Source organism: Streptomyces sp. NPDC052773, from assembly GCF_044547145.1.
Lineage (GTDB): Bacteria > Actinomycetota > Actinomycetes > Streptomycetales > Streptomycetaceae > Streptomyces.
Map to the genome: position 1 here is coordinate 51,654 of NZ_JBITZX010000011.1, position 23,844 is coordinate 75,497.

The 23,844-nt window shown below is 73.3% G+C and carries 21 protein-coding genes; 14 read left to right on the forward strand and 7 right to left on the reverse strand.

The features are described 5' to 3' along the window. The first annotated feature begins 322 nt into the window (after positions 1-322). From ACIG0D_RS23745 to ACIG0D_RS23775, 7 genes are all read left to right on the forward strand, one after another. Positions 323-1,531, forward strand: coding sequence for a DUF5685 family protein (locus ACIG0D_RS23745; protein ID WP_399804236.1), 1,209 nt, complete (start codon positions 323-325; stop codon positions 1,529-1,531). Between the two features lie 330 nt (positions 1,532-1,861). Then, positions 1,862-2,695 (forward strand): amino acid ABC transporter permease, encoded by an 834-nt coding sequence (locus ACIG0D_RS23750; RefSeq protein WP_399804239.1) that lies wholly within the window; start codon positions 1,862-1,864, stop codon positions 2,693-2,695. Then, positions 2,692-4,449 carry an FAD/NAD(P)-binding protein gene (locus ACIG0D_RS23755; RefSeq protein WP_399804242.1) on the forward strand — a complete coding sequence of 586 codons (1,758 nt, stop codon included), beginning with the start codon at positions 2,692-2,694 and terminating at the stop codon, positions 4,447-4,449. Before ACIG0D_RS23750 ends, ACIG0D_RS23755 begins: the two co-directional genes overlap by 4 nt. Positions 4,450-4,507: 58 nt before the next feature. Beyond that, positions 4,508-5,290, forward strand: a complete 783-nt coding sequence (locus tag ACIG0D_RS23760) for a DUF1684 domain-containing protein (RefSeq protein ID WP_399804244.1) — start codon at positions 4,508-4,510, stop codon at positions 5,288-5,290. Between the two features lie 229 nt (positions 5,291-5,519). Further along, entirely contained in the window at positions 5,520-6,425 is a 906-nt protein-coding gene (locus ACIG0D_RS23765) for a S1 family peptidase (protein WP_399804247.1), read from the forward strand. 386 nt (positions 6,426-6,811) lie between these two features. Next, positions 6,812-7,894 carry a S1 family peptidase gene (locus ACIG0D_RS23770; protein WP_399804250.1) on the forward strand — a complete coding sequence of 361 codons (1,083 nt, stop codon included), beginning with the start codon at positions 6,812-6,814 and terminating at the stop codon, positions 7,892-7,894. 170 nt (positions 7,895-8,064) lie between these two features. Further along, positions 8,065-8,664, forward strand: coding sequence for a 2'-5' RNA ligase family protein (locus tag ACIG0D_RS23775; RefSeq protein WP_399804252.1), 600 nt, complete (start codon positions 8,065-8,067; stop codon positions 8,662-8,664). A 217-nt stretch (positions 8,665-8,881) separates the two neighbouring features. On the opposite strand, the gene ACIG0D_RS23780 is transcribed toward ACIG0D_RS23775, so the two are convergent. After that, on the reverse strand, positions 8,882-9,904 hold the full coding sequence (locus tag ACIG0D_RS23780) for a DUF3533 domain-containing protein (RefSeq protein ID WP_399804255.1): 1,023 nt from the start codon (positions 9,902-9,904) through the stop codon (positions 8,882-8,884). Positions 9,905-10,036: 132 nt separating this feature from the next. Between ACIG0D_RS23780 and dnaE the strand changes: the two genes are divergently transcribed. From dnaE to ACIG0D_RS23800, 4 genes are all read left to right on the forward strand, one after another. Next, positions 10,037-13,687, forward strand: a complete 3,651-nt coding sequence (dnaE, locus tag ACIG0D_RS23785) for a DNA polymerase III subunit alpha (RefSeq protein ID WP_399804729.1) — start codon at positions 10,037-10,039, stop codon at positions 13,685-13,687. Further along, positions 13,684-14,652 (forward strand): DNA polymerase thumb domain-containing protein, encoded by a 969-nt coding sequence (locus ACIG0D_RS23790; protein ID WP_399804258.1) that lies wholly within the window; start codon positions 13,684-13,686, stop codon positions 14,650-14,652. Before dnaE ends, ACIG0D_RS23790 begins: the two co-directional genes overlap by 4 nt. A 9-nt stretch (positions 14,653-14,661) precedes the next feature. After that, positions 14,662-15,237, forward strand: a complete 576-nt coding sequence (locus ACIG0D_RS23795) for a GNAT family N-acetyltransferase (protein ID WP_399804261.1) — start codon at positions 14,662-14,664, stop codon at positions 15,235-15,237. Positions 15,238-15,397: 160 nt separating this feature from the next. Then, positions 15,398-16,258 carry an esterase/lipase family protein gene (locus ACIG0D_RS23800; protein ID WP_399804264.1) on the forward strand — a complete coding sequence of 287 codons (861 nt, stop codon included), beginning with the start codon at positions 15,398-15,400 and terminating at the stop codon, positions 16,256-16,258. 58 nt (positions 16,259-16,316) lie between these two features. Here ACIG0D_RS23800 and ACIG0D_RS23805 read toward each other — a convergent pair whose 3' ends face one another. After that, positions 16,317-17,372, reverse strand: coding sequence for a lytic polysaccharide monooxygenase (locus tag ACIG0D_RS23805; protein ID WP_399804267.1), 1,056 nt, complete (start codon positions 17,370-17,372; stop codon positions 16,317-16,319). 164 nt (positions 17,373-17,536) lie between these two features. Here ACIG0D_RS23805 and ACIG0D_RS23810 point away from each other — a divergent pair, with 164 nt between their 5' ends. Then, a complete protein-coding gene (locus ACIG0D_RS23810) occupies positions 17,537-17,989 on the forward strand; it encodes a GNAT family N-acetyltransferase (RefSeq protein WP_399804272.1) in 453 nt (150 codons plus the stop codon). Position 17,990: 1 nt separating this feature from the next. On the opposite strand, the gene ACIG0D_RS23815 is transcribed toward ACIG0D_RS23810, so the two are convergent. The 3 genes from ACIG0D_RS23815 to ACIG0D_RS23825 form a co-directional block, all read right to left on the reverse strand. Beyond that, positions 17,991-18,128: a hypothetical protein gene (locus ACIG0D_RS23815; protein ID WP_365764004.1), complete on the reverse strand. Its 138-nt coding sequence runs from the start codon at positions 18,126-18,128 to the stop codon at positions 17,991-17,993. A 235-nt stretch (positions 18,129-18,363) separates the two neighbouring features. Next, a complete protein-coding gene (locus tag ACIG0D_RS23820) occupies positions 18,364-18,882 on the reverse strand; it encodes a DUF402 domain-containing protein (RefSeq protein ID WP_399804274.1) in 519 nt (172 codons plus the stop codon). Further along, positions 18,863-19,795: a GNAT family N-acetyltransferase gene (locus ACIG0D_RS23825; RefSeq protein ID WP_399804277.1), complete on the reverse strand. Its 933-nt coding sequence runs from the start codon at positions 19,793-19,795 to the stop codon at positions 18,863-18,865. Before ACIG0D_RS23825 ends, ACIG0D_RS23820 begins: the two co-directional genes overlap by 20 nt. A 71-nt stretch (positions 19,796-19,866) precedes the next feature. Between ACIG0D_RS23825 and ACIG0D_RS23830 the strand changes: the two genes are divergently transcribed. Continuing rightward, positions 19,867-20,241 (forward strand): GntR family transcriptional regulator, encoded by a 375-nt coding sequence (locus ACIG0D_RS23830; protein WP_399804280.1) that lies wholly within the window; start codon positions 19,867-19,869, stop codon positions 20,239-20,241. A gap of 10 nt (positions 20,242-20,251) precedes the next feature. Here ACIG0D_RS23830 and ACIG0D_RS23835 read toward each other — a convergent pair whose 3' ends face one another. Both ACIG0D_RS23835 and ACIG0D_RS23840 read right to left on the reverse strand, forming a co-directional pair. Then, entirely contained in the window at positions 20,252-21,031 is a 780-nt protein-coding gene (locus ACIG0D_RS23835) for a DUF72 domain-containing protein (RefSeq protein WP_399804283.1), read from the reverse strand. A gap of 15 nt (positions 21,032-21,046) precedes the next feature. Then, the gene (locus tag ACIG0D_RS23840; protein ID WP_399804286.1) at positions 21,047-22,141 is read right to left on the reverse strand and encodes a DUF5925 domain-containing protein; all 1,095 of its coding nucleotides are present in this window, start codon (positions 22,139-22,141) and stop codon (positions 21,047-21,049) included. 274 nt (positions 22,142-22,415) lie between these two features. Between ACIG0D_RS23840 and ACIG0D_RS23845 the strand changes: the two genes are divergently transcribed. Further along, positions 22,416-23,825 carry a xylan 1,4-beta-xylosidase gene (locus tag ACIG0D_RS23845; protein ID WP_399804289.1) on the forward strand — a complete coding sequence of 470 codons (1,410 nt, stop codon included), beginning with the start codon at positions 22,416-22,418 and terminating at the stop codon, positions 23,823-23,825. Positions 23,826-23,844: the final 19 nt, after the last annotated feature.

A 23,844-nucleotide genomic window follows, 5' to 3' on the forward strand; every position in this document is an offset into this window, starting at 1 on the left:
CTTTCCGCATCCCCATGGTCGTCCATGATGCGGATGTCGCGCCAAGTGGATAGACGCCGCGCGGGGGGTTTGTGACGGTACTGGTGCACAGCCAATCCGTCGAGAGGCCGGATACCCCAAGGGTCTTGAGGTATGCGGCTGCTGACTGTGAGTGAAATATGATTCTTCGCGGCGTACGGGTGACGGGCGGTGCGTACGGGTGAACGAAGTGGCCGATACGATGCGGCCGAATCCGCGTCGTACGGACCACGGGGGAAGTGTTGTGTTCGGAATCGTCAGGCCTTGCGGCCATCGTCTCGGAGAACGCCTCAAGGCCGAATGGATGGCGCATTTGTGCGGCCTGTGTCTGGCGCTGCGCTCCGATCACGGCCAGTTCTCCCGGGTGGTGACCAACTACGACGGGTTGCTCATCTCGGTTCTGACGGAGGCTCAGGGCGAGCGCGAGGGCGGCCGGTGGCGGCGTACCGCCGGACCGTGCCCGCTGCGCGGCATGCGCACCGCGTCGGTCGCGCAGGGTGAGGGCGCCCGGCTCGCCGCGGCCGTCTCCCTGGTGCTCGCCTCCGCGAAGGTCCGCGACCATGTCGCCGACGGCGACGGGCTGCTGGCCCGCCGCCCGGTGGCGCTCGCCGCCCGCCGGGTCGCCGGCAGCTGGGGACGCGCGGGCGCCCGCACCGGTACGGCCGTCGGCTTCGACACCGCCGTACTCGTCGACGCCGTCGACCGGCAGCTCGGCATCGAGGCGCTGGCCGGGCCCGGCACCCCGATCCTCGCCGTCACCGAACCCACCGAGACGGCGACCGCCGCCGCCTTCGCGCACACCGCGGTCCTCGCCGGTCGCCCCGGCAACGCCGCGTCGCTGGCCGAGGCCGGACGCCTCTTCGGACGGCTCGCGCATCTGCTGGACGCCGTGGAGGACCGGCAGGCTGACGCCGCGTCGGGTGCCTGGAACCCGCTCACCGCCACCGGCACCTCGCTCACCGAGGCCCGGCGGCTCGCCGACGACGCCCTGCACGGGATCCGGCTCGCGCTGCGCGAGGTGGAGTTCACCGACGGGCGGCTGGCCCATCTGCTCCTCGTGCACGAACTGCGGCGCTCGGTGGACCGGGCGTTCGGCACGGTGCCCGTGTGCGCGACGCACCAGCCGGGGCCGTACGGACAGCCGCAGCAGCCCGGTCCGTACGGGCAGCCGCACCAGCCCTACCAGGCGGGGCCCTACGGCACGCCGCCGCAGCAGGGCGGGCCGCAGAACCCGTACGCCGGGGGAGGGGCGTACGGCGGAGGAGCCCACGGTGGAGGGCACGGCGGTGGTGGTGACTTCGGCGGATTCGGGGGCGGGCCCGCGCCCCAGCCGCCCAAGGGACGGCGCGGGTTCTGGGCCGGTTGCGGGATGTTCTGGCTGCTGTGCTGCACCTGCAAGATGTGCTGTGCCGAGGAGTACGAGGGGCCGTGGTCCCGTAAGAAGCGCGAGGGCTGCTGTCAGAACTGCGACTGCCCCAGCTGTGATTGCTGCTGCCCCTGTGACGGGTGTTGAGCTGCTGAGGGGAGGGGTGCCCGTGTGAAGGCGAGGAAGGAAGAGAAAGAAGGCAGGCAGCGGGGTCGGCTCAACAGGAAGAGGACCACACGCGACCGAAGTCGATGTGGGAGCGCGTGACCAGCCACTGCTGCGAATGCATGGGCCAAGTGGAACAGGTGTCCGGACGGCACGTCAACCGGTCCCCGGAAATGAGACACGGCTTGACAGTCCGGCAGATCGGGCCCGTACTCTCGACCGACGGCCGTGCTGAGGGGCTTGGCCGCTGCGTGTGAAGGCATCACCGTGCCCGGCCTACGTCACGGAGCCTTCCCATGTCCTCCGACACCCTTGCCCAAGCCCCCGCGCTCTCGGCACCGCCCCGATTCCGTACGCATCGTCCCCCAGCGCCGCTACGGCCAGTGGCTGGCCGCCGCCGTCGTCCTCGTCCTGCTCGGGCTCGCGGTCGAGTCCGTCCTGCGCAACGACGCGTTCCAGTGGGACGTCGTCGGCGACTACTTCACCTCGGCCGCGGTGCTGCGCGGACTGTGGCTCACCCTCTGGCTGACCGCGGTGGTGATGGTGCTCGGCTTCGCGCTGGGCACCCTGCTCGCGGCGGCCCGGCTCTCCGCCAACCCCGTGCTCAGAGCCGTCAGCTGGGGATACGTCTGGCTGTTCCGGTCGATCCCGATCCTCGTGCAGCTGCTGCTGTGGTTCAACATCGGGGCGCTGTACCCGCAGATCCTCGGGGTGAGGACGGTCGACCTGCTCGGGCCGGTCGCCGTCGCCGTCATCGGACTGACCCTGCACGAGGCCGCGTACGCCGCCGAGGTGGTGCGCGGCGGGATCCTGTCCGTCGGCGCCGGACAGATCGAGGCCGCGCAGGCGCTCGGGCTGAGCCGGTGGCGCCGCTGGTGGCGGATCGTGCTGCCGCAGGCGATGCGCTCCATCGTGCCGCCGGCCGGGAACATGCTGATCGGCACCCTCAAGGGCACCTCCATCGTCAGCGTCATCGCGGTGCAGGACCTGCTGTACTCGACCCAGCTCGTCTACCACCAGACGTACCAGGTCATCCCGCTGCTGATGGTGGCCACCGTCTGGTACACCGTCGTCACCTCGGTGCTCGGCGTCGGCCAGCACTACGTCGAGAAGCGCTACGCGCGCGGTACGGAGCGGGTCCGATGAGGGCGTCCCTGGTCATCGTGGGGGCGGGGCCGCGCGGGACCGGCGTCCTGGAGCGGATCGCCGCCAACGCCGCCGAACTGCCGCCCGGAGCGGGCCTCGACATCCATCTCGTCGACCCCTATCCGCCGGGCCCCGGGCGGATCTGGCGCACCGGGCAGTCGCCGCTGCTGTGGATGAACTCCCGCGCCGAGGACGTCACCGTGTTCACCGACGCCAGCGTGGAGATGGCCGGGCCGGTCCGGGAGGGCCCCACCCTGCACGAATGGGCCGGCCTCGACGGGGACGCCTTCGTGGGCCGCCGGGTCCAGGGCTCGTATCTGCGCTGGGCCTACGACCGGGCGGTGGCCGCGCTGCCGCCGGACGTCACCGTCCACCACCACCCGTACCGGGCCGTGCGCGTCTCCGGGCCGCGCGAGGGCCGGCAGCGGGTCTGGCTGGCGGGCCGCCCGCGCCCGCTCCTGGCCGACGCCGTCGTCCTCACCCTCGGCCACCTGGACGCCGAACCCGACGCGGAACAGACCGAGTTGAGCGCGTACGCCCGCGCCCACGGCCTCGTCCACCTGCCGCCCGACTTCACCGCCGACAGCGACCTGAGCCCGCTGCGGCCCGGCGAGCCGGTCCTGGTGCGCGGCTTCGGGCTCGCCTTCGTCGACCTGATGGTGCTGCTCACCGAGGGGCGGGGCGGGCGGTACGACGGGGACGTCTACGTCCCCTCCGGGCGGGAGCCGGTGCTGTACGTCGGGTCGCGGCGCGGGGTGCCGTACCACTCGAAGATCGGCTACCGCCTGGACGGCGCGCCGCCGCCGTTGCCCCGGTTCCTCGGCCCGGCCGAGACCGAGGCGCTGCTCGCCCGGCCCGGGAGGCTCGACTTCCGGCGGGATGTCCGGCCGCTGGTGGAGAAGGAGCTGGGCTTCGCCCACTACCACCGGCTGTTCACCGCCCACCGCGAGCGCACCCGCCTCGGCTGGGCCGCCTTCGAGGAGCGGTACGCCACCGTCGACGACCCCGCCGAGCGGGCCGCCCTCGTCGCCGCGGCCGTGCCCGATCCCGCCGACCGGTTCGACCCGGCCGCGCTCGACCGGCCGCTCGCGGGGGTGCGGTACGGCTCCCACGAGGCCTTCCAGACCGGTCTGCGCCGCTATGTCGAGGCCGACCTGAGGCGGCGCCACGACCCGGCGTACAGCCCCGACCAGGCGGTCTTCCTCGCCCTGCTCTCCGTGTACGGCCAGCTGATGCGGCTCGGGGACATCGGCACCTGGTGGCACGGCTTCTTCAGCTACCTCGCCTCCGGGCCGCCCGGGCCCCGGCTGCGGCAGCTGCTGGCGCTGTCCCGGGCGGGCCTCGTGCGGTTCGTCGGCGCCGACATGAGCGTGCGGGCCGAGGGCGGGGTGTTCCGGGCGACGAGCCCGACCGTGCCGGGGTTCGCCGTCGAGGCGCGGGCGCTGGTCGAGGCGCGGCTGCCGGAGCCCACGGTGGCCCGGACCCGGGATCCGCTGCTGCGGGAGCTGTACGCCGACGGGGCCGCCGCCACCGCCGACGGGCTGCTGCGCGTGGACCCCGCCGACGGGCGGGTCCTCGACCGGTCTGGCCGGCCGCACCCACGCCGGTTCGCCCTCGGACCGCACACCGACGTCCGCAGCGCGGGCGCCTTCACCCGGCCCCACACCGGCGGCCCGCCGTTCCGGCAGAACGACGCGGCGGCACGGGCGGTGCTGGAGCTCCTGGGAGCCTCGGCGGGCCGGGCCGCGGCTTGAACGCGCCTCGCGGTGCTCACATTCGGGTCGGACGACCCGGTACGGAAGGGTTGATCGCATGACGACGGACGCATTCGACGCGTGGAAGCGGTGGCACGAGGGCCGCCTGGAGGCGGTGTCCGCCCCCTACGGGGTGCTCGCGCTGAGCGCCACGCACTGGCTCGAGGACTATCCGGAGGGGCGACTTCCGGACATCCCCGGGAACTGGACCACCGAGGGGGGTGCCGTGGTCCTCACGGCCGCTCACGGGGACGGTCTGACGCTCGACGGCGTGCCCTTCGAGGGCCGGGTACGGCTCACGGCCGACTCGGGACCGGCCGCCGCCGCGCGGGTGGGCTACGGCGAACGACGGCTCGTCGTGCTGGTCCGCGAAGGCGCATGGGCGGTACGCGACTTCGACCCGGCGGCCGAGAACCGCCGCCGGTTCCGCGGTATCGACGCCACACCCCACGACCCGCGCTGGTCGGTGCCGGGGCGCTTCACGCCGTACGGCGAGCACCGCACCGTGCGGGTGGAGAACGCGGACGGGCGGCGGCGCGGCCTCGGGCTGGGCGGGGAGCTGGCGTTCACCCTCGACGGGCGGGAGCACACGCTCCAGGTGTCGGTGGAGGCCGACGGCTCGCTGTGGGCCGTCTTCGCCGACGCCACCAGCGGCGACGGCAGTTACCGCTTCCGGTTCCTGCGGCCTGCCGCGCCCGACGCGGACGGCCGTACGACGGTGGACTTCAACCGGGCCCTGCTGCCGCCGTGCGCCTTCGCCGATCACTTCGTCTGCCCCTTCCCGCCACCCGGGAACACCCTGGACGTGCCGGTCGCGGCGGGGGAGCGGAATCTGCTGTGACGAATTGACGGACCATCAGGTGCTGTTCAGGGGGCCAATCCACACAGTTGGTTCAAAGGTTGACGGCCGAAAGGCACCCTTGCGCCTACCGGCCGTTCGGCCGAATACTCCCACCCAGCGCTTGTCAGGGGCACGGCGTGTTCGGAATCCGGACACTCGTGCCCCCGGCTGCGCCTCACGGGCCCCGACCCCACGCGGGCCCCCGACTTCCTTTGTGGAGGAACGAAAAGTGAGGATCAAGCGCACCACCCCCCGCAGCGGCGTATCGAGACGGACCCGGCTGACCGCCGTTTCCGCCGGACTCGTGGCCGCCGCCGCGATCGCGATCCCCAGCGCGAACGCGTCCGAATCCACCACGTTCAGCGCCACCGAGCTGAAGAGCGCCGGCGCCTCGGTGCTCAAGGCGGATGTCCCGGGCACCGCCTGGGCCGTCGACAGCAAGAACAACCGCGTTCTCGTGACCGTCGACAGCACGGTCTCCCAGGCCGAGATCGCGAAGATCAAGAAGCAGGCCGGTGCCAACGCCGACGCGCTCACCATCAAGCGCACCCCCGGCAAGTTCACCAAGCTGATCCAGGGCGGCGACGCCATCTACGCGAGCAGCTGGCGCTGCTCCCTCGGCTTCAACGTCCAGGCCAGCAACGGCACCCAGTACTTCCTGACCGCCGGTCACTGCACCGACGGCGCGGGCACCTGGTACTCCAACTCCGGGCGCACCACCGTCCTCGGCTCCACCGCGGGCTCCAGCTTCCCGGGCAACGACTACGGCATCGTCCGCTACACCAACACGTCGGTGAGCAAGCCCGGCACCGCGAACGGTGTGGACATCACGCGCGCGGCCACCCCGGCCGTGGGCACCACCGTCATCCGGGACGGCTCCACCACCGGTACGCACAGCGGCCGGGTCACCGCCCTGAACGCGACCGTCAACTACGGCGGCGGCGACATCGTCTCCGGTCTGATCCAGACCAACGTCTGCGCCGAGCCCGGTGACTCCGGCGGCCCGCTGTACGGCAGCAACGGCACCGCGTACGGTCTGACCTCCGGCGGCAGCGGCAACTGCTCCACCGGCGGTACGACCTTCTTCCAGCCGGTCACCGAGGCGCTGAGCGCCTACGGCGTCAACGTGTACTGATCCTCACCTCGTTCGCAGCCGGCATCTCCCTGGCCCCCGCACGCCACCGCGTGCGGGGGCTTCTCTCGTGGGGTGTCCGGGGCGAGATGTGTGCGGAGGTGCAAGGGTGAAATCGCGTCAGGTCTAGACCTCACCGCCCTGTGTACGGTTACTCACGCGTAGCGTTTGCAGTGCGAATTCCCTGCGGATTTCCCGCACAGGGACCGGGCGGGCGCGGGGTGGTGAAGGAGCGAAGGGTGCGTGGTGGTCACCGTGTGCGCGTCCTGAAGTCGACCTTGTGTGCTCCCTGTGCGGTTCGGAAGAGTGGGCGCCCGTCAACCAAGCCTTCCGGCCCGTGGTGGTCCCCACAACCGCCACCGGGCCGACCCCCCACAGGAGGACGTGAGTTGCAGCACCGACGCATACCCAAGCGGCGGGCAGCCTTGGCAGGCGCGGGCATCGCCGCGCTGGTCGCCGCGGGCGTCACCTTCCAGACTGCGAACGCCAGTGAGCCGTCGGACACCCCGGCGGTCAAGACCCTCTCCGCGATCGCGGCCGGAAAGCTCGCCTCGACGCTGGACCGGGACCTCGGCGGGGACGCGGCGGGCACCTACTACGACGCGCAGGCCAAGAGCCTGGTGGTGAACGTGGTCGACGAGGCCGCCGCCGACGTGGTCGAGGAGGCCGGCGCCAAGGCGAGAATCGTCGAGCACTCCCTCGCCGAGCTGAAGAGCGCCCGTACGGCGCTGAAGCAGGACGCGACCATCCCGGGCACCGCCTGGGTGACCGACCCGACCACCAACAAGGTCGTCGTCACCGCCGACCGCACCGTCTCCGCGGCCGAGTGGAAGAAGCTGACCGAGGTCGTCGACGGACTCGGCTCGGTCGCCGAACTCCAGCGCACCAAGGGGGAGTTCAAGCCCTTCATCGCCGGCGGTGACGCCATCACCGGCGGGGGCGGGCGCTGCTCGCTCGGCTTCAACGTGGTCAAGGGCGGGGAGCCGTACTTCCTGACCGCCGGCCACTGCACCGAGGGGATCTCGACCTGGTCGGACTCGTCCGGCACCGTCATCGGCCGGAACGAGGCCTCCAGCTTCCCGGGCGACGACTACGGCCTCGTCAAGTACACCGCCGACGTGGCCCACCCGAGCGAGGTCAACCTCTACAACGGCTCGGCCCAGCAGATCACCGGCGCGGCCGAGGCCACCGTCGGCATGCAGGTCACCCGCAGCGGCTCCACCACGCAGGTGCACTCCGGCAAGGTCACCGGCCTGGACGCCACCGTGAACTACGGCAACGGCGACATCGTCAACGGGCTCATCCAGACCGACGTCTGCGCCGAGCCCGGCGACAGCGGCGGCGCCCTGTTCTCCGGTGACAAGGCCATCGGGCTCACGTCCGGGGGCAGCGGCGACTGCACCTCCGGCGGGGAGACGTTCTTCCAGCCGGTGACGGAGGCGCTGTCGGCGACGGGGACGCAGATCGGCTGATCCGCTCCGCTCCGTTTCACCGAAGTCCCGCCCCGCGCGCGAGGGGCGGGACTTTCGCCTCTGCCGACCCGCCCGCCCGTGCGGGTGCGTGGCCGGGTGCGGCCGGCCCTGGTGGGGACCGAGCGCCGCCGGCGGCTGCGGGCCGTGGGCCGGGGTGCTTCCATGGTCGTGTGAACGGCGAGCCGGTGGACGCGCTGGAGGTGGCGCCGACGCCCCGGACGGCGGTGGCGTGGCTGCCGCCGCGGGAGCTGTGGCCGGCGATCCAGGACATCCGCTGGGAGCACGACCCGCAGGTGCGGCGGTGGCCGCCGCATGTGAATCTGCTGTTCGGCTTCGTGCCGGAGGAGGAGTTCGAGCGGGCCCTGCCGCTGCTCTCCGCCGCGGCGGCGCGGTGCGCGGCGTTCCCGGCGCGGCTGGCCGGGGTGCGCTGGTTCCGGCACCGGCACTACGCCACGGTGTGGCTCGACCCGGCCGCGGCGGACCGGGCGCCGTGGGCCCGTCTCCACCGGGAGCTGCTGGAGCGGTTCCCGCTCTGTGAGGGGCGGGGTGGGAGGGGTGGCCGCGGTGGGCACTTCACCCCGCATCTCTCCCTCGGCCGTACCCAGGACCCGAAGCCCCTGGCCGCCGAGTGCGCGGCCCGCCTCGGCACCCTGCCGACCGTGGTCGAGGAACTGACCCTCCTCTCCCGCCGCGACCAGGAGCCCATGCGTCCGCGAGCGGTGATCACCCTGGGCACGGGCGAGGTGCGCAGGCCACGGGACACCCCGTAGGGGGTGTCTCGCCGATCATGCCGGGCTCCCGGCGCCTGGCACCGCGCCTCGCCGCGTTGTCGTCGGTCGCCAACTCCCCCACGCTCGGCTGCGCTCGCGCGGGGGCACCCCCATCGCATCGACTCCCTCCTCCGCCTTGCGATGCACGGCACCAGACGCCGCTCGCTGATCCGGCCTGATCGACGAGACACCCCCTCAGACCGCCGTCTGCCCGCGGCTACGCGGGTCTCTCCGCTGCGCGGCGCTCGCGCAGGGCCGCCGCCGCCAGGGTGATCAGGATGCCGGCCGCCGCCCAGGCGGACAGGACCAGCAGGGGGCCGAGGGTGGCGTTGCCGTCGAAGTACGCGATGGAGCGGGCCGTCCAGGTGCCGGCGCCCGGGGGGAGGGCCGGGCCGATCGCCTCCCAGAACGGGGGCAGCATCGGCAGGGGGAAGGCGCCGCCCGCGCTCGGGTTGCCCGCGATCACCACGAGCAGGATGGCGAGGCCGATGCCGACGATGCCGAAGAGTCCCTGGAGGGCGAGGGTGGCGGCGCCGACGGCGAAGGTGATGAGGGCGCCGAGACCCCAGAGTGCCGCGACGCTGCCGGGGAGGGCGTCCAGGATGGGGCCGACGATGAGCGCGCCGCCGAGTCCGCCGACGATCGACACCGCGGCCATCGTCGCCAGCCGGATCGCCGCGCGGCGCGGGTCGGCGGGCCGGGCGCCGGTGCTGATCGCCAGGATCGAGGCGCACAGATAGCCGCCGACGCACCAGCCGACGACCAGGTAGAACGACGACAGCCCGTCGAAGTCCTTCGGCGAGGCCGGGGCCACGTCCACGACCCTCACCGTGCGCCGCTCCGCCTTCTCCAGGGTGGTGGTCAGATGCTCCAGCGCGGTGGCGAGGACGGTGCCGCCGCCGGAGGCGACCAGGAGCGTGTCGGTGGTGCCGGCCGGGTTCAGCACCAGGGCGCCGTCGATGTCGCGGTCCATGACCTGCTTCCGGGCCGTCGCCTCGTCGGCCACCGCCCGCGGGTCCAGGGGCGAGCCGGGCAACCGCTCCAGCCGGGTGACCGTCTGCCGGGCGACGGCCTGCGACGCGACCACCCCGAAGGGCACGTCCTTCGGCCTGGGGTTGTGCAGCGCTCCCACGTACGAGGCGATGAACAGCAGCTGGAGGGCGATCACGCCGAGGACGAGCAGGGTGGCTCGCGGTGTGACGGCCTCCTTCACCTCGCGCAGGAACGTGGTCTGTGTCATGTCCCCACAGTCCTGGTCCGGCGCTGTTTCCGCAGGTGGGAGGCGCCCGAACGGTTGTCGTACATGTGTTCGGGATTTGGTCTATGGTGGTGGTGAGCAGGTTGGGAACGGATGTTCGAGCGGGAGGTGCGGATGCCGGGCTTCACGCATCTGCGCACCGTCTCCGGGTTCTCCCTGCGCTACGGCGCCTCGCACCCGGAGCGGCTGGCCGAGCGTGCCTCCGAGCGCGGCATGGACGCCCTCGCCCTCACCGACCGCGACACCCTCGCCGGCGCCGTCCGCTTCGCCAAGGCCTGCGCCCGCGCGGGCGTGCGCCCGCTGTTCGGCGTGAACCTGGCGGTGGGCCCGGCGGAGGCCGCCCCCGAGTCCGGTCTCGTCCGCCCGGAGCGGCGCCGCCGCACCCCCGTGCGCGGTGGTGCCTTCGTCGACGAGTCGACTCCGCGCGTCACCTTCCTCGCCCGCGACGGCGCCCGCGGCTGGGCCGACCTGTGCCGTCTGGTCACCGCGGCCCACCGGAGCGAAGGCGCCCACCGGAGCGAGGGCACTCACCGGAGCGAGGGCACCCCGGTCCTCCCCTGGGCCGACAACCACGCCGACGGGCTCACCGTGCTGCTCGGCCCCGACTCCGACGTCGGCCGCGCGCTCGCCGCGGGCCGCCCCGACCGGGCCGCCCGGCTCCTCGCGCCCTGGCGGGAGGTGTACGGCGACGCCCTGCGCCTGGAGGCCGTCTGGCACGGCCGTACCGGCACCGGCCCCGGCTCGCTGCGGCTGGCCGCGAGGACCGTCGGCTTCGCCGCCGAGCAGGGCGTCCGCCCGGTGCTGAGCAACGCCGTGCGCTACGCCGACCCCGGGCAGGGCCGGGTCGCCGACGTGCTGGACGCCGCCCGCCGCCTGGTCCCGATCGACCCCACCAAGGAGCTGGACTCCGGCGAGGCCTGGCTCAAGGACGCGGGCGCCATGCGCGAGGCGGCCGAGCGGATCGTGGAGGCCGCCGGGTACCGGCGCGAGGCCGCCCTGCGACTGCTGGAGCAGACCCAGGCGACGGCCGCCGAATGCCTGGTCGACCCCGAGGACGACCTCGGCATCGGCACCGTCCACTTCCCCGAGCCGCACCTGGTCGGCGCGGACCGCCGCACCGCCCAGCGGGTGCTCGCCTCCCGGGCGGCGGCCGGCATGGTGCGGCTCGGCTACACCGGCCGCCGCGCCTACTGGGAGCGGATGCACGAGGAACTGGACATCATCGCCCACCACGGCTTCGCCTCCTACTTCCTGACGGTCGCCCAGGTCGTGGACGACGTACGGAAGATGGGCATCCGGGTGGCCGCGCGCGGCTCCGGTGCGGGCTCCCTCGTCAACCACCTCCTCGGCATCGCGCACGCCGACCCGGTCGAGCACCGGCTGCTGATGGAGCGCTTCCTGTCCAGGGAACGGGTCGTCCTGCCCGACATCGACATCGACGTGGAGTCCGCGCGCCGCCTGGAGGTCTACCGGGCGATCATCGACCGGTTCGGCGCCGAGCGGGTCGCCACGGTCGCGATGCCGGAGACCTACCGGGTGCGGCATGCGATCCGCGACGTCGGCGCGGCCCTGTCCCTGGACCCCGCCGAGATCGACCGGCTCGCCAAGTCCTTCCCGCACATCCGCGCCCGCGACGCCCGCGCGGCGCTCGAGGAGCTGCCCGAGCTGAAGGCGCTCGCGGCCGAGAAGGAGCGGTACGGCGAGCTGTGGGAGCTGGTCGAGTCGCTGGACGCGCTGCCGCGCGGGGTCGCCATGCACCCCTGCGGCGTGCTGCTCTCCGACGCCTCCCTGCTCTCCCGTACGCCCGTGATGCCGACCAGCGGCGAGGGCTTCCCCATGGCGCAGTTCGACAAGGACGACGTGGAGGACCTGGGGCTGCTCAAGCTGGACGTGCTGGGCGTGCGGATGCAGTCGGCGATGGCGCACGCGGTCGCCGAGGTGAAGCGCGTGTCGGGCGCCGAGGTCGACCTGGACGCGCTGCCGCCGGGCGACCCGGCGACGTACGCCCTGATCCGCTCCGCCGAGACCCTGGGCTGCTTCCAGATCGAGTCGCCGGGCCAGCGGGACCTGGTGGGGCGGCTCCAGCCGGCGACCTTCCACGACCTGGTCGTCGACATCTCCCTCTTCCGGCCGGGCCCGGTCGCCGCCGACATGGTGCGGCCGTTCATCGAGGCGCGGCACGGGCGGGCGCCGGTGCGCTACCCGCACCCGGATCTGGAGGGTCCGCTGAGGGAGACGTACGGGGTCGTCGTCTTCCACGAGCAGATCATCCACATCGTCGACATCATGACCGGCTGCGGGCGCGGCGAGGCGGACCGGGTGCGCCGGGGGCTGTCCGACCCGGAGTCGCAGGGGCGGATCAAGGTGTGGTTCGCCCAGCGCGCGGCGGAACGCGGCTACGACGGGGAAACGATTCGGCGCACCTGGGAGATCGTCGAGGCCTTCGGGTCGTACGGCTTCTGCAAGGCGCACGCGGTCGCGTTCGCCGTACCGACGTACCAGTCGGCCTGGCTGAAGGCCCATCACCCGGCCGCCTTCTACGCCGGGCTGCTCACCCACGACCCCGGGATGTACCCGAAGCGGCTGCTGCTGGCGGACGCGCGGCGGCGCGGGGTGCCGATCCTGCCGCTGGACGTGAACAAGTCGGGGGTCGCACACAGGATCGAACTGGTGTCTGAATCGCCGGGGGTGTGGGGGCTCCGGCTCGCCCTCTCCGACGTCCACAACATCAGCGAGGCCGAGGCGAAGCGGATCGAGGACGGACAGCCCTACTCCTCCCTGCTCGACTTCTGGGAGCGGGCGAGGCCCAGCCGCCCGCTCGCCCAGCGCCTCGCCCAGGTCGGCGCCCTCGACGCGTTCGGCGCCAACCGCCGCGACCTGCAACTCCATCTGACCGAACTGCACCGGGGCGCCCGGGGCACGGTCGGCGGCGGAGGACAACTCCCGCTGGCAGGCGGCCGGAAGACCGCCTCCGCCGGGCTGCCCGACCTCTCCGCGGAGGAGCGGCTGAGCGCCGAGCTCGGCGTGCTCTCCATGGACGCCTCACGCAACCTGATGGACGACTACCGGGAGTTCCTCGACGAGCTGGGCGTGGTCGCCGCGCGCCGGCTGCGCGATGCCCGGCACGGGGAGACCGTGCTGGTCGCGGGCGCCAAGGCGGCCACCCAGACCCCGCCGATCCGGTCCGGCAGGCGGGTCATCTTCACCACCCTGGACGACGGCACCGGCCTGGTCGACCTCGCCTTCTTCGACGACTCCCACGACGCCTGCGCCCACACCGTCTTCCACTCCTGGCTGCTGCTGGTGCGCGGCGTGGTCCAGCGGCGCGGCCCGCGCAGCCTCAGCGTGGTGGGCGCCGCCGCCTGGAACCTCGCCGAACTGGTCGAGGCGCGCCGGGAGGAGGGCCTGGAGGGGGTCGCGGCCCGGCTCGCCGGCGCGCCCGGCACCGGCCCGGCGGCCGGCGACGGTTCCGCGTCCGGCGACGGTTCCGCGTCCGGCGACGGCTCGGCGTCCGGCGACGGTTCCGCGTCCGGTGACGGCCGGGGGCCCGCGCGGGGACGGCTCGCCGGTTCCGACGGGCTGCCCGCCCCGGCCGGCTCCGCCGCGCCGGACCGCATGGACGAGCACCGGTCCCGGACCATCCGCATGCCCACCGGCTACGAGATGCACCCCTGGGCCGACCTGCGGCCCGCGGGCCAGGAGCCCGCACAGACACGTTCACAGGTACGGAAGTTGTGGCACCAGAGTCCGGGGAGTGCGGGATGACGATTCTCTGCGTACGTTTCCAGCTGCCGCCGATGTACGAGGCGGCCCTGCCGGGGCTGCTCGGGCTGCTGGAGGAGTTCACGCCGGTCGTCGAGGCCCTGCCACCCGACGGGGCGCTCGCCGATCTCGGCGGCGCCGAACGCTACTTCGGGCGCAGCGCCGTCGAACTGGCCTCGGTGATCCGGGTCCGCGCCCTCGCCCACTTCGGCGTCAACTGCGCGATCGGCGCCGGGCCGGGTCCGATGCTGGCCCGGATCGCGCTGCGCGCCGCCCGGCCCGGGGTGACCTGCGCGGTCCCCGAGGACGCGGTGGCCGAGTTCCTCGCCGACCAGCCCGTCGCCGTGCTGCCCGGCGTGGGCGCCGCGACCGCCCGCACCCTGTGCGACTACGGCCTCGACACCCTCGGTCGGGTCGCCGCCGCGCCACTGTCCACGCTCCAGCGCCTGGTCGGCGCCAAGGCGGGCCGCGAACTGCACGAGAAGGCGAACGGCGTCGACCGCGGCCGGGTGGTGCCCAACGCGGTGTCCCGCTCCCTGGCCACGGACCGCCCCTTCGAACGCGACGAACTGGACCCGGAACGCCACCGCCGCGCGCTGCTGTCGGCCGCCGAGGAGATCGGCGCCCGGCTGCGGGCCGTGGACAAGGTCTGCCGCACCCTCACCCTCACCGTGCGCTACGCCGACCGGTCCGCCACCACCCGCTCCCGCACCCTCGCCGAGCCGACCGCCCACTCCGCGGCGCTGGCGAGGACGGTCTACGGCATGTACGACGCCCTCGGCCTCCAGCGCGCCCGGGTCCGCGCGATCGCCCTGCGCGCCGAGGGCCTGATGCCCGCCGAACAGGCCTCCCACCAGCTCACCTTCGACCCCGCGGACGAACGGATCCGCCGTATCGAGGAGGTCGCCGACCGCGCGCGGGCCAAGTTCGGGCCGCGCGCGGTGATGCCGGGAAGACTGGCGGCGTAGATTGATCAGGTGGCTCTGAAGATCGATCTGCGCGCGTTCACCCCCGAGGACGAGCAGGCCGTGCTGGACCTCTTCGCCGCCTGCGAGGACTGGTTCGTCGCCGCCACCGGACAGCCGTCCGGGCCGGGCGACGTCCAGAGCATGTACTACGCCCTGCCGCCGGGCTGCGACCCCGAGCAGAAGCGGCTGCTGCTCGTCGAGGCCGAGGGCGAGGTGATCGGGCTCGTCGACGCCGTCCTCGGCCACTCGGACCCGCAGACCTGCGCGGTCGGCTGCTACCTGCTCGCCCCCCGGTGGCGCCGGCGCGGCATCGGCGGCGCCGTCGCCGCGTCCCTGCTGTCCGCCGTGCCGGACGTACGCCGCGTCACGGCGGCGCTCGCACCTGACTGGCCTCCGGGCGCGGCCTTCCTGCGCGCCACCGGCTTCCGCATCGCGGACACCCCGGGGGTCTCCGTGGGCGACCGCAACACCGGACCGGCCGAACAGGCGGCGCTGCGCGCGGAGTTGGACGTCCGGTCCTTCCGCGCCGCCGACCGCGGGGTGGTCGTGGCCCGTACCGGCATCAGCGAGCCCTCGGCGGACTGACCGGCCGTCAACTAGCGCTGCCAGTTTTTACTGTCGCGTAACTTCCTTTTGGGGCTACCCGTCCGTAACTTGACGGAAGAAACAGCATCCCGTGATCCGGATCACCGGGCGCAAGGCAGACGCACCGCTCCTTCCCCACGAGCCGTCAGGAGATCACCCGATGCTGCCCTGGAGCCGAATACGCAGATCCGTGGCCGCCCTGCTGCTGGCCGCCGCGGTCGCCCTCGTCCCCGCCACCACCGCCCACGCCACCGATGCGCCAAGCCGGGGCTGGAACGACTACGGCTGCAAGCCCTCCGCCGCCCACCCCCGCCCCGTCGTGCTGGTCCACGGCACCTTCGGCAACTCCGTCGACAACTGGCTGGGGCTCGCCCCGTACCTGGTCAAGCGCGGCTACTGCGTCTTCTCCCTCGACTACGGACAGCTCCCCGGCGTCCCGTTCTTCCACGGGCTCGGCCCCATCGAGAAGTCCGCGCAGCAACTGGACGCGTTCGTCGACAAGGTGCTCGACGCGACCGGCGCCGCCGAAGCCGACCTGGTCGGCCACTCCCAGGGCGGCATGATGCCCCGTTACTACCTCAAGTTCCTCGGCGGAGCCGCCGAGGTGAACGCGCTCGTCGGCATCGCGCCCGACAACCACGGCACCACCCTCGCCGGACTCACCAAGCTGCTGCCCTACTTCCCCGGCGCCGAGGACCTGCTCTCCACCGCCACCCCGGCGCTCGCCGACCAGATCACCGGATCCGCCTTCCTCGCCAAGCTCAACGAGGGCGGCGACACGGTGCCCGGCGTCCGCTACACCGTGCTCGCGACCAAGTACGAGCAGGTCGTCACGCCGTACCGGAGCGGGTTCCTCGACGGGCCGAACGTACGCAACGTGCTGCTCCAGGACCTCTGCCCGGTCGACTTCTCCGAGCATCTGGCGATCGGGCTGTTCGACCGGATCGCCTTCCACGAGGTGGCGGGCGCCCTCGACCCGGCGCACGCCAAGCCCACCACCTGCGCCGCGGCGTTCAGCTGACACCGCCGGGGTCCGACCGGCCTGAGCCGCCGGTCGGACCCCGGAGTCACGCGCCGCCTCAGCGGCCGTGCCGGCCGCCGGTCACCGCCTTGCGGCGCACCGAGGCGAACAGGGCCGCCGCGCCCAGCGCCAGCGCGGCTGCGCCACCGACGGCGATGTACGCCGTGGCGCTGTCGCCGCCGGTCTCGGCGAGGCTCCCGGACGCGCCCGCCGCCTTCGGCTGGTTGGCCGGTGCCTCACCGGCCGGCTCCCCGGCGGCGGGCTCGGCGGCGGCCGGCTTACCGGTGGCCGGTTCTCCGGCGGCCGGCTCCGCGGCGGCGGGCTCCGCCGTCGTCCGGTGGTCGTCGTCGCCGTGCCCGTGGTTCTCGACGGTCGACTGGTCGGCGCCCGCCTCGATCTGCTCCTGGGAGGGCGCGGACGCGGACGGGGCCGGGGCGGCGCTCTCCGGCGTACCGCCGCCACCCGCCGCGCCGCCGCCGAAGCTGACGTCCGAGCAGGAGTAGAACGCCTCCGGGCTGTCCGAACGCTGCCAGATCGCGTACAGCACATGTGTGCCGGTGCGCTCGGGGAGCGTGCCGGTGAAGGTGTAGAAGCCGCCCGACGCGGCCGGGTCGGTGGCCGTCGCCACCGGGTTCGCCAGATCCAGGTCGTCCCAGGCCAGCGGCTGGGAGGGGTCGTAGCCCGGCTTGGTCAGGTACACCGTGAAGGTGCCCTTGTGCGGGGCGGTCACGCGGTACTTGAAGGTGTGCGAGCCGCTGCGCACACCGGTCGCCGGCCAGTCGGCGCGGGCCAGGTCGAGGCCCTTGAACTGCTCGTTGTTCGCGCTGCACAGCTTGCCGTCCGGGATCAGCTCCCGGTGCCGCCCGGCGGCGTCGCCGATGCGGATGCCGTTCCAGTCGTACAGCGCCTGGGTGCCGCCCGCCGCGACCGCCGCCTTGCACGCGTCCGACGACGGGCTCTCCGGTCCCTCCGCGTAGCACTGCGAGACCCGGCTGACCGGGTCGCCCATCGAGCCGTGCGCCGACGCGGGCGCGGCGGACAGCGCGGTCAGGGCGAGCGGGCCGAGGCCGAGGGCGGCGACGGTGGCGGCGGCCGTGCGGCGGGGTGCGGACATGAAGGAACTCCTAGGGGCGGTCGGTGCTTGCCGGGGATCCCGTGGGTGATCAGAAGCTAGCCCCAAGAAACCGCGATACCGCCTGCCGAGGGCGCCTGGGGGAGATCCTTATGGTGCCGTTAAGGGAGTGCTCAGACTGCGCTCAGGTAGCTACCGTTCGGGGCATGCGCCACCTGGAGATCCGGCCGGCCGTCGCCGCCGACATACCCGCCGTCAAATCCGTCACCGACGCCGCGTACCACCCCTACATCGCCCGTATCGGCGTCGTGCCGCAGCCCATGGAGGCGGACCACGCGGCGGACGTGGCCGCGGGGCGGGTGTTCGTCACCGGGGACCCGGTGACCGGTCTCGTCGTCCTGGACGCGTACGAGGACCATCTGTTCCTGGACAGCATCGCCGTCCGCCCCGACGCCCATGGACAGGGCGTGGGGCGGCGGCTGCTGCGATTCGTCGACGCACGCGCTCGTGCGCTCGGCCTGTCCGAGATCAGGCTCTACACGAACGCGATGATGTGGGAGAACCAGAAGATCTATCCGAGGTACGGATACGAGGTCGTGGAGCGGCGCGTCGACGGGCCGTACGACCGGATCCACTACCGCAAGCTCCTGACCGGCTGACTCAGCCGTCCGGCCACCAGGTGCGGGCGATGTCCTTGCGGACCTCCGGCCGCCCGGCGGGGCGCTCGTCGGCCGCCTCCTCGCGGATGCGGCGCGCGTCGGACTTCTTCAGGGGCTTGTGCACGGTCACACGGCGCATGGCTGCCTCCTCGTGGGCCACCGAGTTCCGCGTTCTCACGGAGGTAGACCCGTTACCTGAGACTTCCTCATCGCCGCCGGATGTGTCAGTGGCGGCTGTCACGATTCGGTTGCGAGTGGCGGGTGTCACCGCTGAGGCCTCGGCAAACCAACGTGATCGTCCGAACGCGGTGCGTGCCCGCGACTGGCGACTCCTCGCGGTCAAGTGAGCACGCGAGGTGAACATGCGGCGCGTCTCAGGCCAGCAGGGACTCCAGGCCGCCCTCGGCCCTCGCCAGCGCCTCCAGTTCGTCGAGGGCGGTCACGGCGGCCCGCGCCGCCCCCGGATCGCGCCGCGCGAGGCCGCTCTCGGCGAACTCGTCCTCGTCGAGACGGCGTACGTCCGACCCGTCCGCCGAGCGCCACAGATCCAGGTCCAGGTCCTCCACGACGAGTTCGGCGCCCGTGCGGACCGCGGGCCGGGTGATGTCGCAGTACCAGCCCTTCAGGGCACCGCCGGCCGCGCGGACCTCCTTCACGGAGTACCAGCGGTCCCGCCAGTAGTACTCGGTGAAGACGTCGCCCGGCTCGAAGCGCACGAAGCCGAAGTCCCGGACGCCGCCGCCCGCCCAGGCGGCGCGCACGGCGATCCGGGAGCCGTCGTCGGCGAGCAGCTCCGCCGGGTAACGGATCTTCGTCCGGCCCGCCTTGACCAGGACCACCTCCACCACGGCCCGCTCGGACCCGCGTCCCGGATCAGCCGAGTTCCCGTACATGGCGCACCTCCGTCGCGCAGATCTCGTACCCGAACCACGTGTTGATCGCGAGCATCGGGCCGTTGCCGGTGTCGTTGCCCGTGAACGCCTCCGTGTACCCCGCGGCGCGGGCCCGGTGCAGGGAGGCGTTCTTGGCGAGTTTGGCCAGGCCCCGGCCGCGGAAGGCGCGGGCGGTGCCGGTCATCGCGGAGCCGTAGCGGTGGAGCGCGCGGTCCGTGTGGGCGGCGCTGAACGCCGCCGGGCGGCCGTCGACGACCGCCACCGTGGTCAGCTCCAGGTCGAGCAGGGGATGCCGCCAGGTCTCCGCGACCCAGGCCTCGAAGTCGGTGAACTCGGCCGCGATGTCGCCGGGTTCGTCCGCCGTGGCCTCCGCGTCCAGCTCGAACAGGGGGCGCGGGTCGTCCGCGTAGTCGGCCGCCGTGCGCAGTTCGACCCCCGGGGGCGGGCTCTGCAGCGGCGGCAGGGTGCCGTTCGCCAGGTCCAGGCGCAGAAAGTGCGCGGAGCGGCTGGGGCGGTAGCCGTGGCGTTCGGCGAAGGCGCGGTTCGCGGGCTGGTCCAGCACCCACACGAACAGCCGGGCCGCGCCCTGGGCCGCCAGATACTCCTCGGCGGTGCGCACCAGCAGCGAGCCGGCGCCGCGCCGGGTCCGCTCCGGGTGGACGTACACGTTGAGGTAGCCCTGGCCGGGCTCCGGGCTGTCGTGGGCGAGTCCCACCTGGGCGGTGCCGACGATCTCCCCGTCCTCCTCGGCCACCAGCTGCCGGTGACGGGCGTCGGGATGGCTGTGGGTGAGGTCGTGCCGCACGGAGTCCGGGGTGGTCAGCATGAAGGGCAGCGCCCGGCGCCGGACTTCGGCGAAGCCCTCGGCGTCGGCCCGGACCTCGGGGCGCAGCTCGCGCACGATCACGGTCATGTGGGCGCACGCTACGCCGGGGGCCCGGCCGGGTGCCTCCCATTTTCCGGGACCTGCGGGACAATCGGCCCGTGACCTTGAAGATCCACATCGATGAGGGCGGCGTACCGCCGTACGAGCAGGTGCGGGCGCAGATCTCCGCGCAGGCGCGGTCGGGGGAGCTGCCGGTCGGGTACCGGCTGCCCACGGTGCGCGGCCTGGCCGAGTCGCTGGGCCTCGCCGCGAACACCGTCGCCAAGGCATACCGGGCCCTGGAGACGGACGGCGTGATCGAGACCCGCGGCCGTAACGGCACGTTCATCGCCGCGGCCGGCTCGGCGGCCGAGCGTGAGCTGGCCGCGGCGGCCCAGTCCTACGCCGAGCGGGCGCGCCGCCTGGGTGCCGGTCAGGAGGCGGCCCTGGCGGCCGTACGGGAGGCCCTGCGGGCGGCGTACGGGGAGCGGTGACCACCGCGGGTCACCGGCCGGGCGAACCCGTCACCCCCGCCGGGGTCCGCGTCACCGTGCGGCCCCGGGCGACGGCCAGCCGGCCGAAGGCCGCCGCGTCCGCGACGGCCGCTCCGCCGGGGTCGTTGTTGAAGTACGCGTACACGTCCCGGCCGTCGTCGAACGCCTCCGCGATGCGGCGCAGCCAGGTCTCCAGGGACTGGCGGCCGTAGCGCGGCCAGGGCCGGGCGCGGCCCTGGTGGAAGCGGACGTAACCCCAGTCGGCCGTGCGCCACAGCGGGGTGACCGGGCGGGAGAGGACGTCGGCCCAGCACAGGGCGGCGCCCCGGGAGGTCAGTACGTCGCGGACCTCCGGCGTCCACCACGACTCGTGCCGCGGCTCGACGGCGACCCGGACCGACGACGGGAAGCAGCGCAGGCACGCGTCCAGCAGCGCCGCGTCCACCCGCAGCGTCGGCGGCAGCTGGAGCAGCACCGGGCCCAGCCGGCCGGCGAGACCCGCCGCGTGGGTCAGCAGCCGCTCCACCGGCTCCTCGGGGTCCTTCAGCCGCTTGATGTGGGTCAGATACCGGCTGGCCTTGACCGCGACGACGAAGTCGTCCGGCACCCGCTCCCGCCACGTCTCGAACGTCTCGCGGGACGGCAGCCGGTAGAACGCGTTGTTGATCTCGACGGTGGCGAACCACCGCGTGTACTCCTCCAGCCACCGCCGGGTGGGCACCTCCGCTGGGTACAGGACGCCCTTCCAGTCCTTGTACTGCCATCCCGACGTGCCGACATACAGGGGCATACCCCCATCAAAGCATCACAGGTACAGCCCTGCCTCCGTCCCGCCCCGCGGCTCCGGCAGCGACGCCGGAGAGGTCCCGCGGCGCAGCGCGTACAGCTCGGCCAGCGTCGCCCCGTCCCGGCCGATGCCCTCGTCGGTGCCCAGCCAGTTCACCGCCTCCGCCCGGGTCAGCCGCCCCACCTCGATCCGGGCCAGACAGCGGCCGGGGCGGACCACGGCGGGGTGCAGACGCTCCAGGTCCTCGTTGGTGGTGACGCCGACCAGGACGTTGCGGCCCTGGCCCAGCAGCCCGTCCGTCAGGTTCAGCAGCCGCGACAGCGCCTGGCCCGCCGTGTGCTTGGCCTCGCCGCGGATCAGCTCGTCGCAGTCCTCCAGCAGCAGCAGCCGCCAGCGGCCCTTGCCCGCCGCGTCCTCCTCGCCGATCGCGATGTCCATCAGATAGCCCACGTCGCTGAACAGCCGCTCCGGGTCCAGCACACAGTCCACCTGGCACCAGTCCCGCCAGGAACGGGCCAGGGTGCGCAGCGCCGAGGTCTTGCCGGTGCCCGGCGGGCCGTGCAGCAGGAGCAGCCGGCCGGCGATGTCCTCCGGCGTCGTCTTCATCAGGCGGTCCATCGCCTCCGCGACCGGCGCCGTGTAGTTCGCCCGCACCTCCTCCCACGTACCCGCCGAGATCTGCCGGGTCGTCCGGTGCGGGCCGCGCCTCGGGGAGACGTACCAGAAGCCCATCGTGACGTTCTCCGGCTGCGGCTCGGGCTCGTCCGCCGCGCCGTCGGTCGCCTCGCTCAGCACCTTCGCCGCGAGGTCGGCGCTGGTCGCCGTCACGGTGACGTCGGCGCCCCGGTTCCAGCGGGAGACCAGCACCGTCCAGCCGTCTCCCTCGGCGAGGGTGGCGCTGCGGTCGTCGTCGCGGGCGACCCGCAGCACGCGCGCGTCCGGCGGCAGCAGGGTCGCCCCGGAGCGGACGCGGTCGATGTTCACGGCGTGCGAGTAGGGCTGCTCGCCCTTCGCGAAACGGCCGAGGAACAGCGCGTCGACGACATCGGCCGGTGAGTCGCTGTCGTCGACGTTGAGCCGGATCGGCAGTGCGTCGTGTGGGTTCGCGGACATGCCGCCATGATCGGGCACCGGGCCGCCTCGTGCACCCGGTTTCCGAGGTGCGCGCGGAGTGTCGGCGTGCGCCCCGCGTGTTCACCTCTGCGCCGGAGTGTCCGCCTTCACGCCGGAGTGTCCGTCTCCGCGCCGGAGTGTCGGTGCCCGCCGCGGACTGTCGGCCTCCGTGCCCCTCGCCCCGTCTTGCCCCTTACCTGCCTTTACCCGCCCCTTCGTTGCTTCTTCACGACATCTGCCCGGGCGCCCGCCTCCGCCGTTACTGTTGCCCTCGATGGGACGACATGGGTGGGATGCGGGGGCACGGCGGTGGCGGCTGGCCGCGCTGCTCGGCGTGTCGGCGGCCGTCGTGGCCCTGCTGGTGACCCTGGTCGGCACACTGCCCGGCGGCGGCCCCGCCACCGAGGGCACCTCACCCGACGGCGACCAGGTGCACGGCACGCCCGCCACCCCGCCCGGGCGCTCGCGCCCCGACGTCGGCTGGGGCTTCACGCACACCCGGTTCAGCGCCGACGAGGGCAGCCCGCGGGCCGTCGCCCGCGTCGAGGACCGGCTGAAGGGCGCCGGGCTGCCGCAGAACCAGCACATCATGGGCTGGGGCGCCGACAACCCCGAGCCCGTGCAGGGGCGTTACGACTTCGAAGCCCTCGACCTGCGGGTCGACTTCATGCGCGCCTCCGGCGCCACCCCCGTCATCACCCTGTGCTGCGCCCCGGACTGGATGAAGGGCGGCGAGGCCGGCGCCGAGACCGACTGGAGCCAGGCCGCCCTGGAGACGGCGCCCGAGCCGGAGCACTACGACGACTTCGCCGCGCTCGCCGCGACCGTCGCCAAGCGCTATCCGGACGTACGGCACTTCATCGTCTGGAACGAGTTCAAGGGCTTCTGGAACGACGCCGAGCACCGCTGGGACCACGAGGGCTACACCCGGATGTACAACCTCGTGTACCGGGCGCTCAAGGACGTCGACGAGGACATCATGGTCGGCGGCCCCTACCTGGTCATGGACAGCCTCGACCCCCGCCAGGAGCACGCCTCCCCGGCGCTGAAGGGACCGTGGGGCGCCCTCGACCGGCGGGTGCTGGACGCCTTCGCCTACTGGAACCGGCACAAGGCGGGCGCCGACTTCGTCGTCGTGGACGGCTCCAGCTACACCCGCGACGACGAGCTGCTGCCCGACGAGTTCGCCGCCACCGACAAGTTCACCGCGGTGGGGGAGTGGGTGCGCCGGCAGACCGGCGGCGCGCTGCCGCTGTGGTGGGCGGAGTACTACGTCGAGCCCGCCGACGGCGACGACCACCGCCACGGCTGGTCCGAGACCCGCCGGGTCGCCGTCCAGGCCGCCGGGATGATCGCCATGGCGAAGGGCGGCGCCACCTCCGGCTTCTACTGGAACCCGCAGGCCGAGCAGGGCCCCGAGTGCCCCGGCTGCCTGTGGACGCCGACCGACGGCGCGGACGGCGGCGGCGAGCTGCCGATGTACGGCCTCGTCTCCCGGTTCGCCGCCGCGTTCCCGCCGGGCACCCGCTACGAGCACGTCCCCGTCTCCGGCGACGACGTACGCGTCCTCGCCACCGACCGCACGGTCCTCGTCGTCAACACCCGCGACCGGGCACTGACCGCGAAGGTCGACGGCCGGACCGTCGACCTCCAGGCGTACGAGGTCACCTGGCTGACGCGCTAGCTAAGGGGTCTCTCGCGCC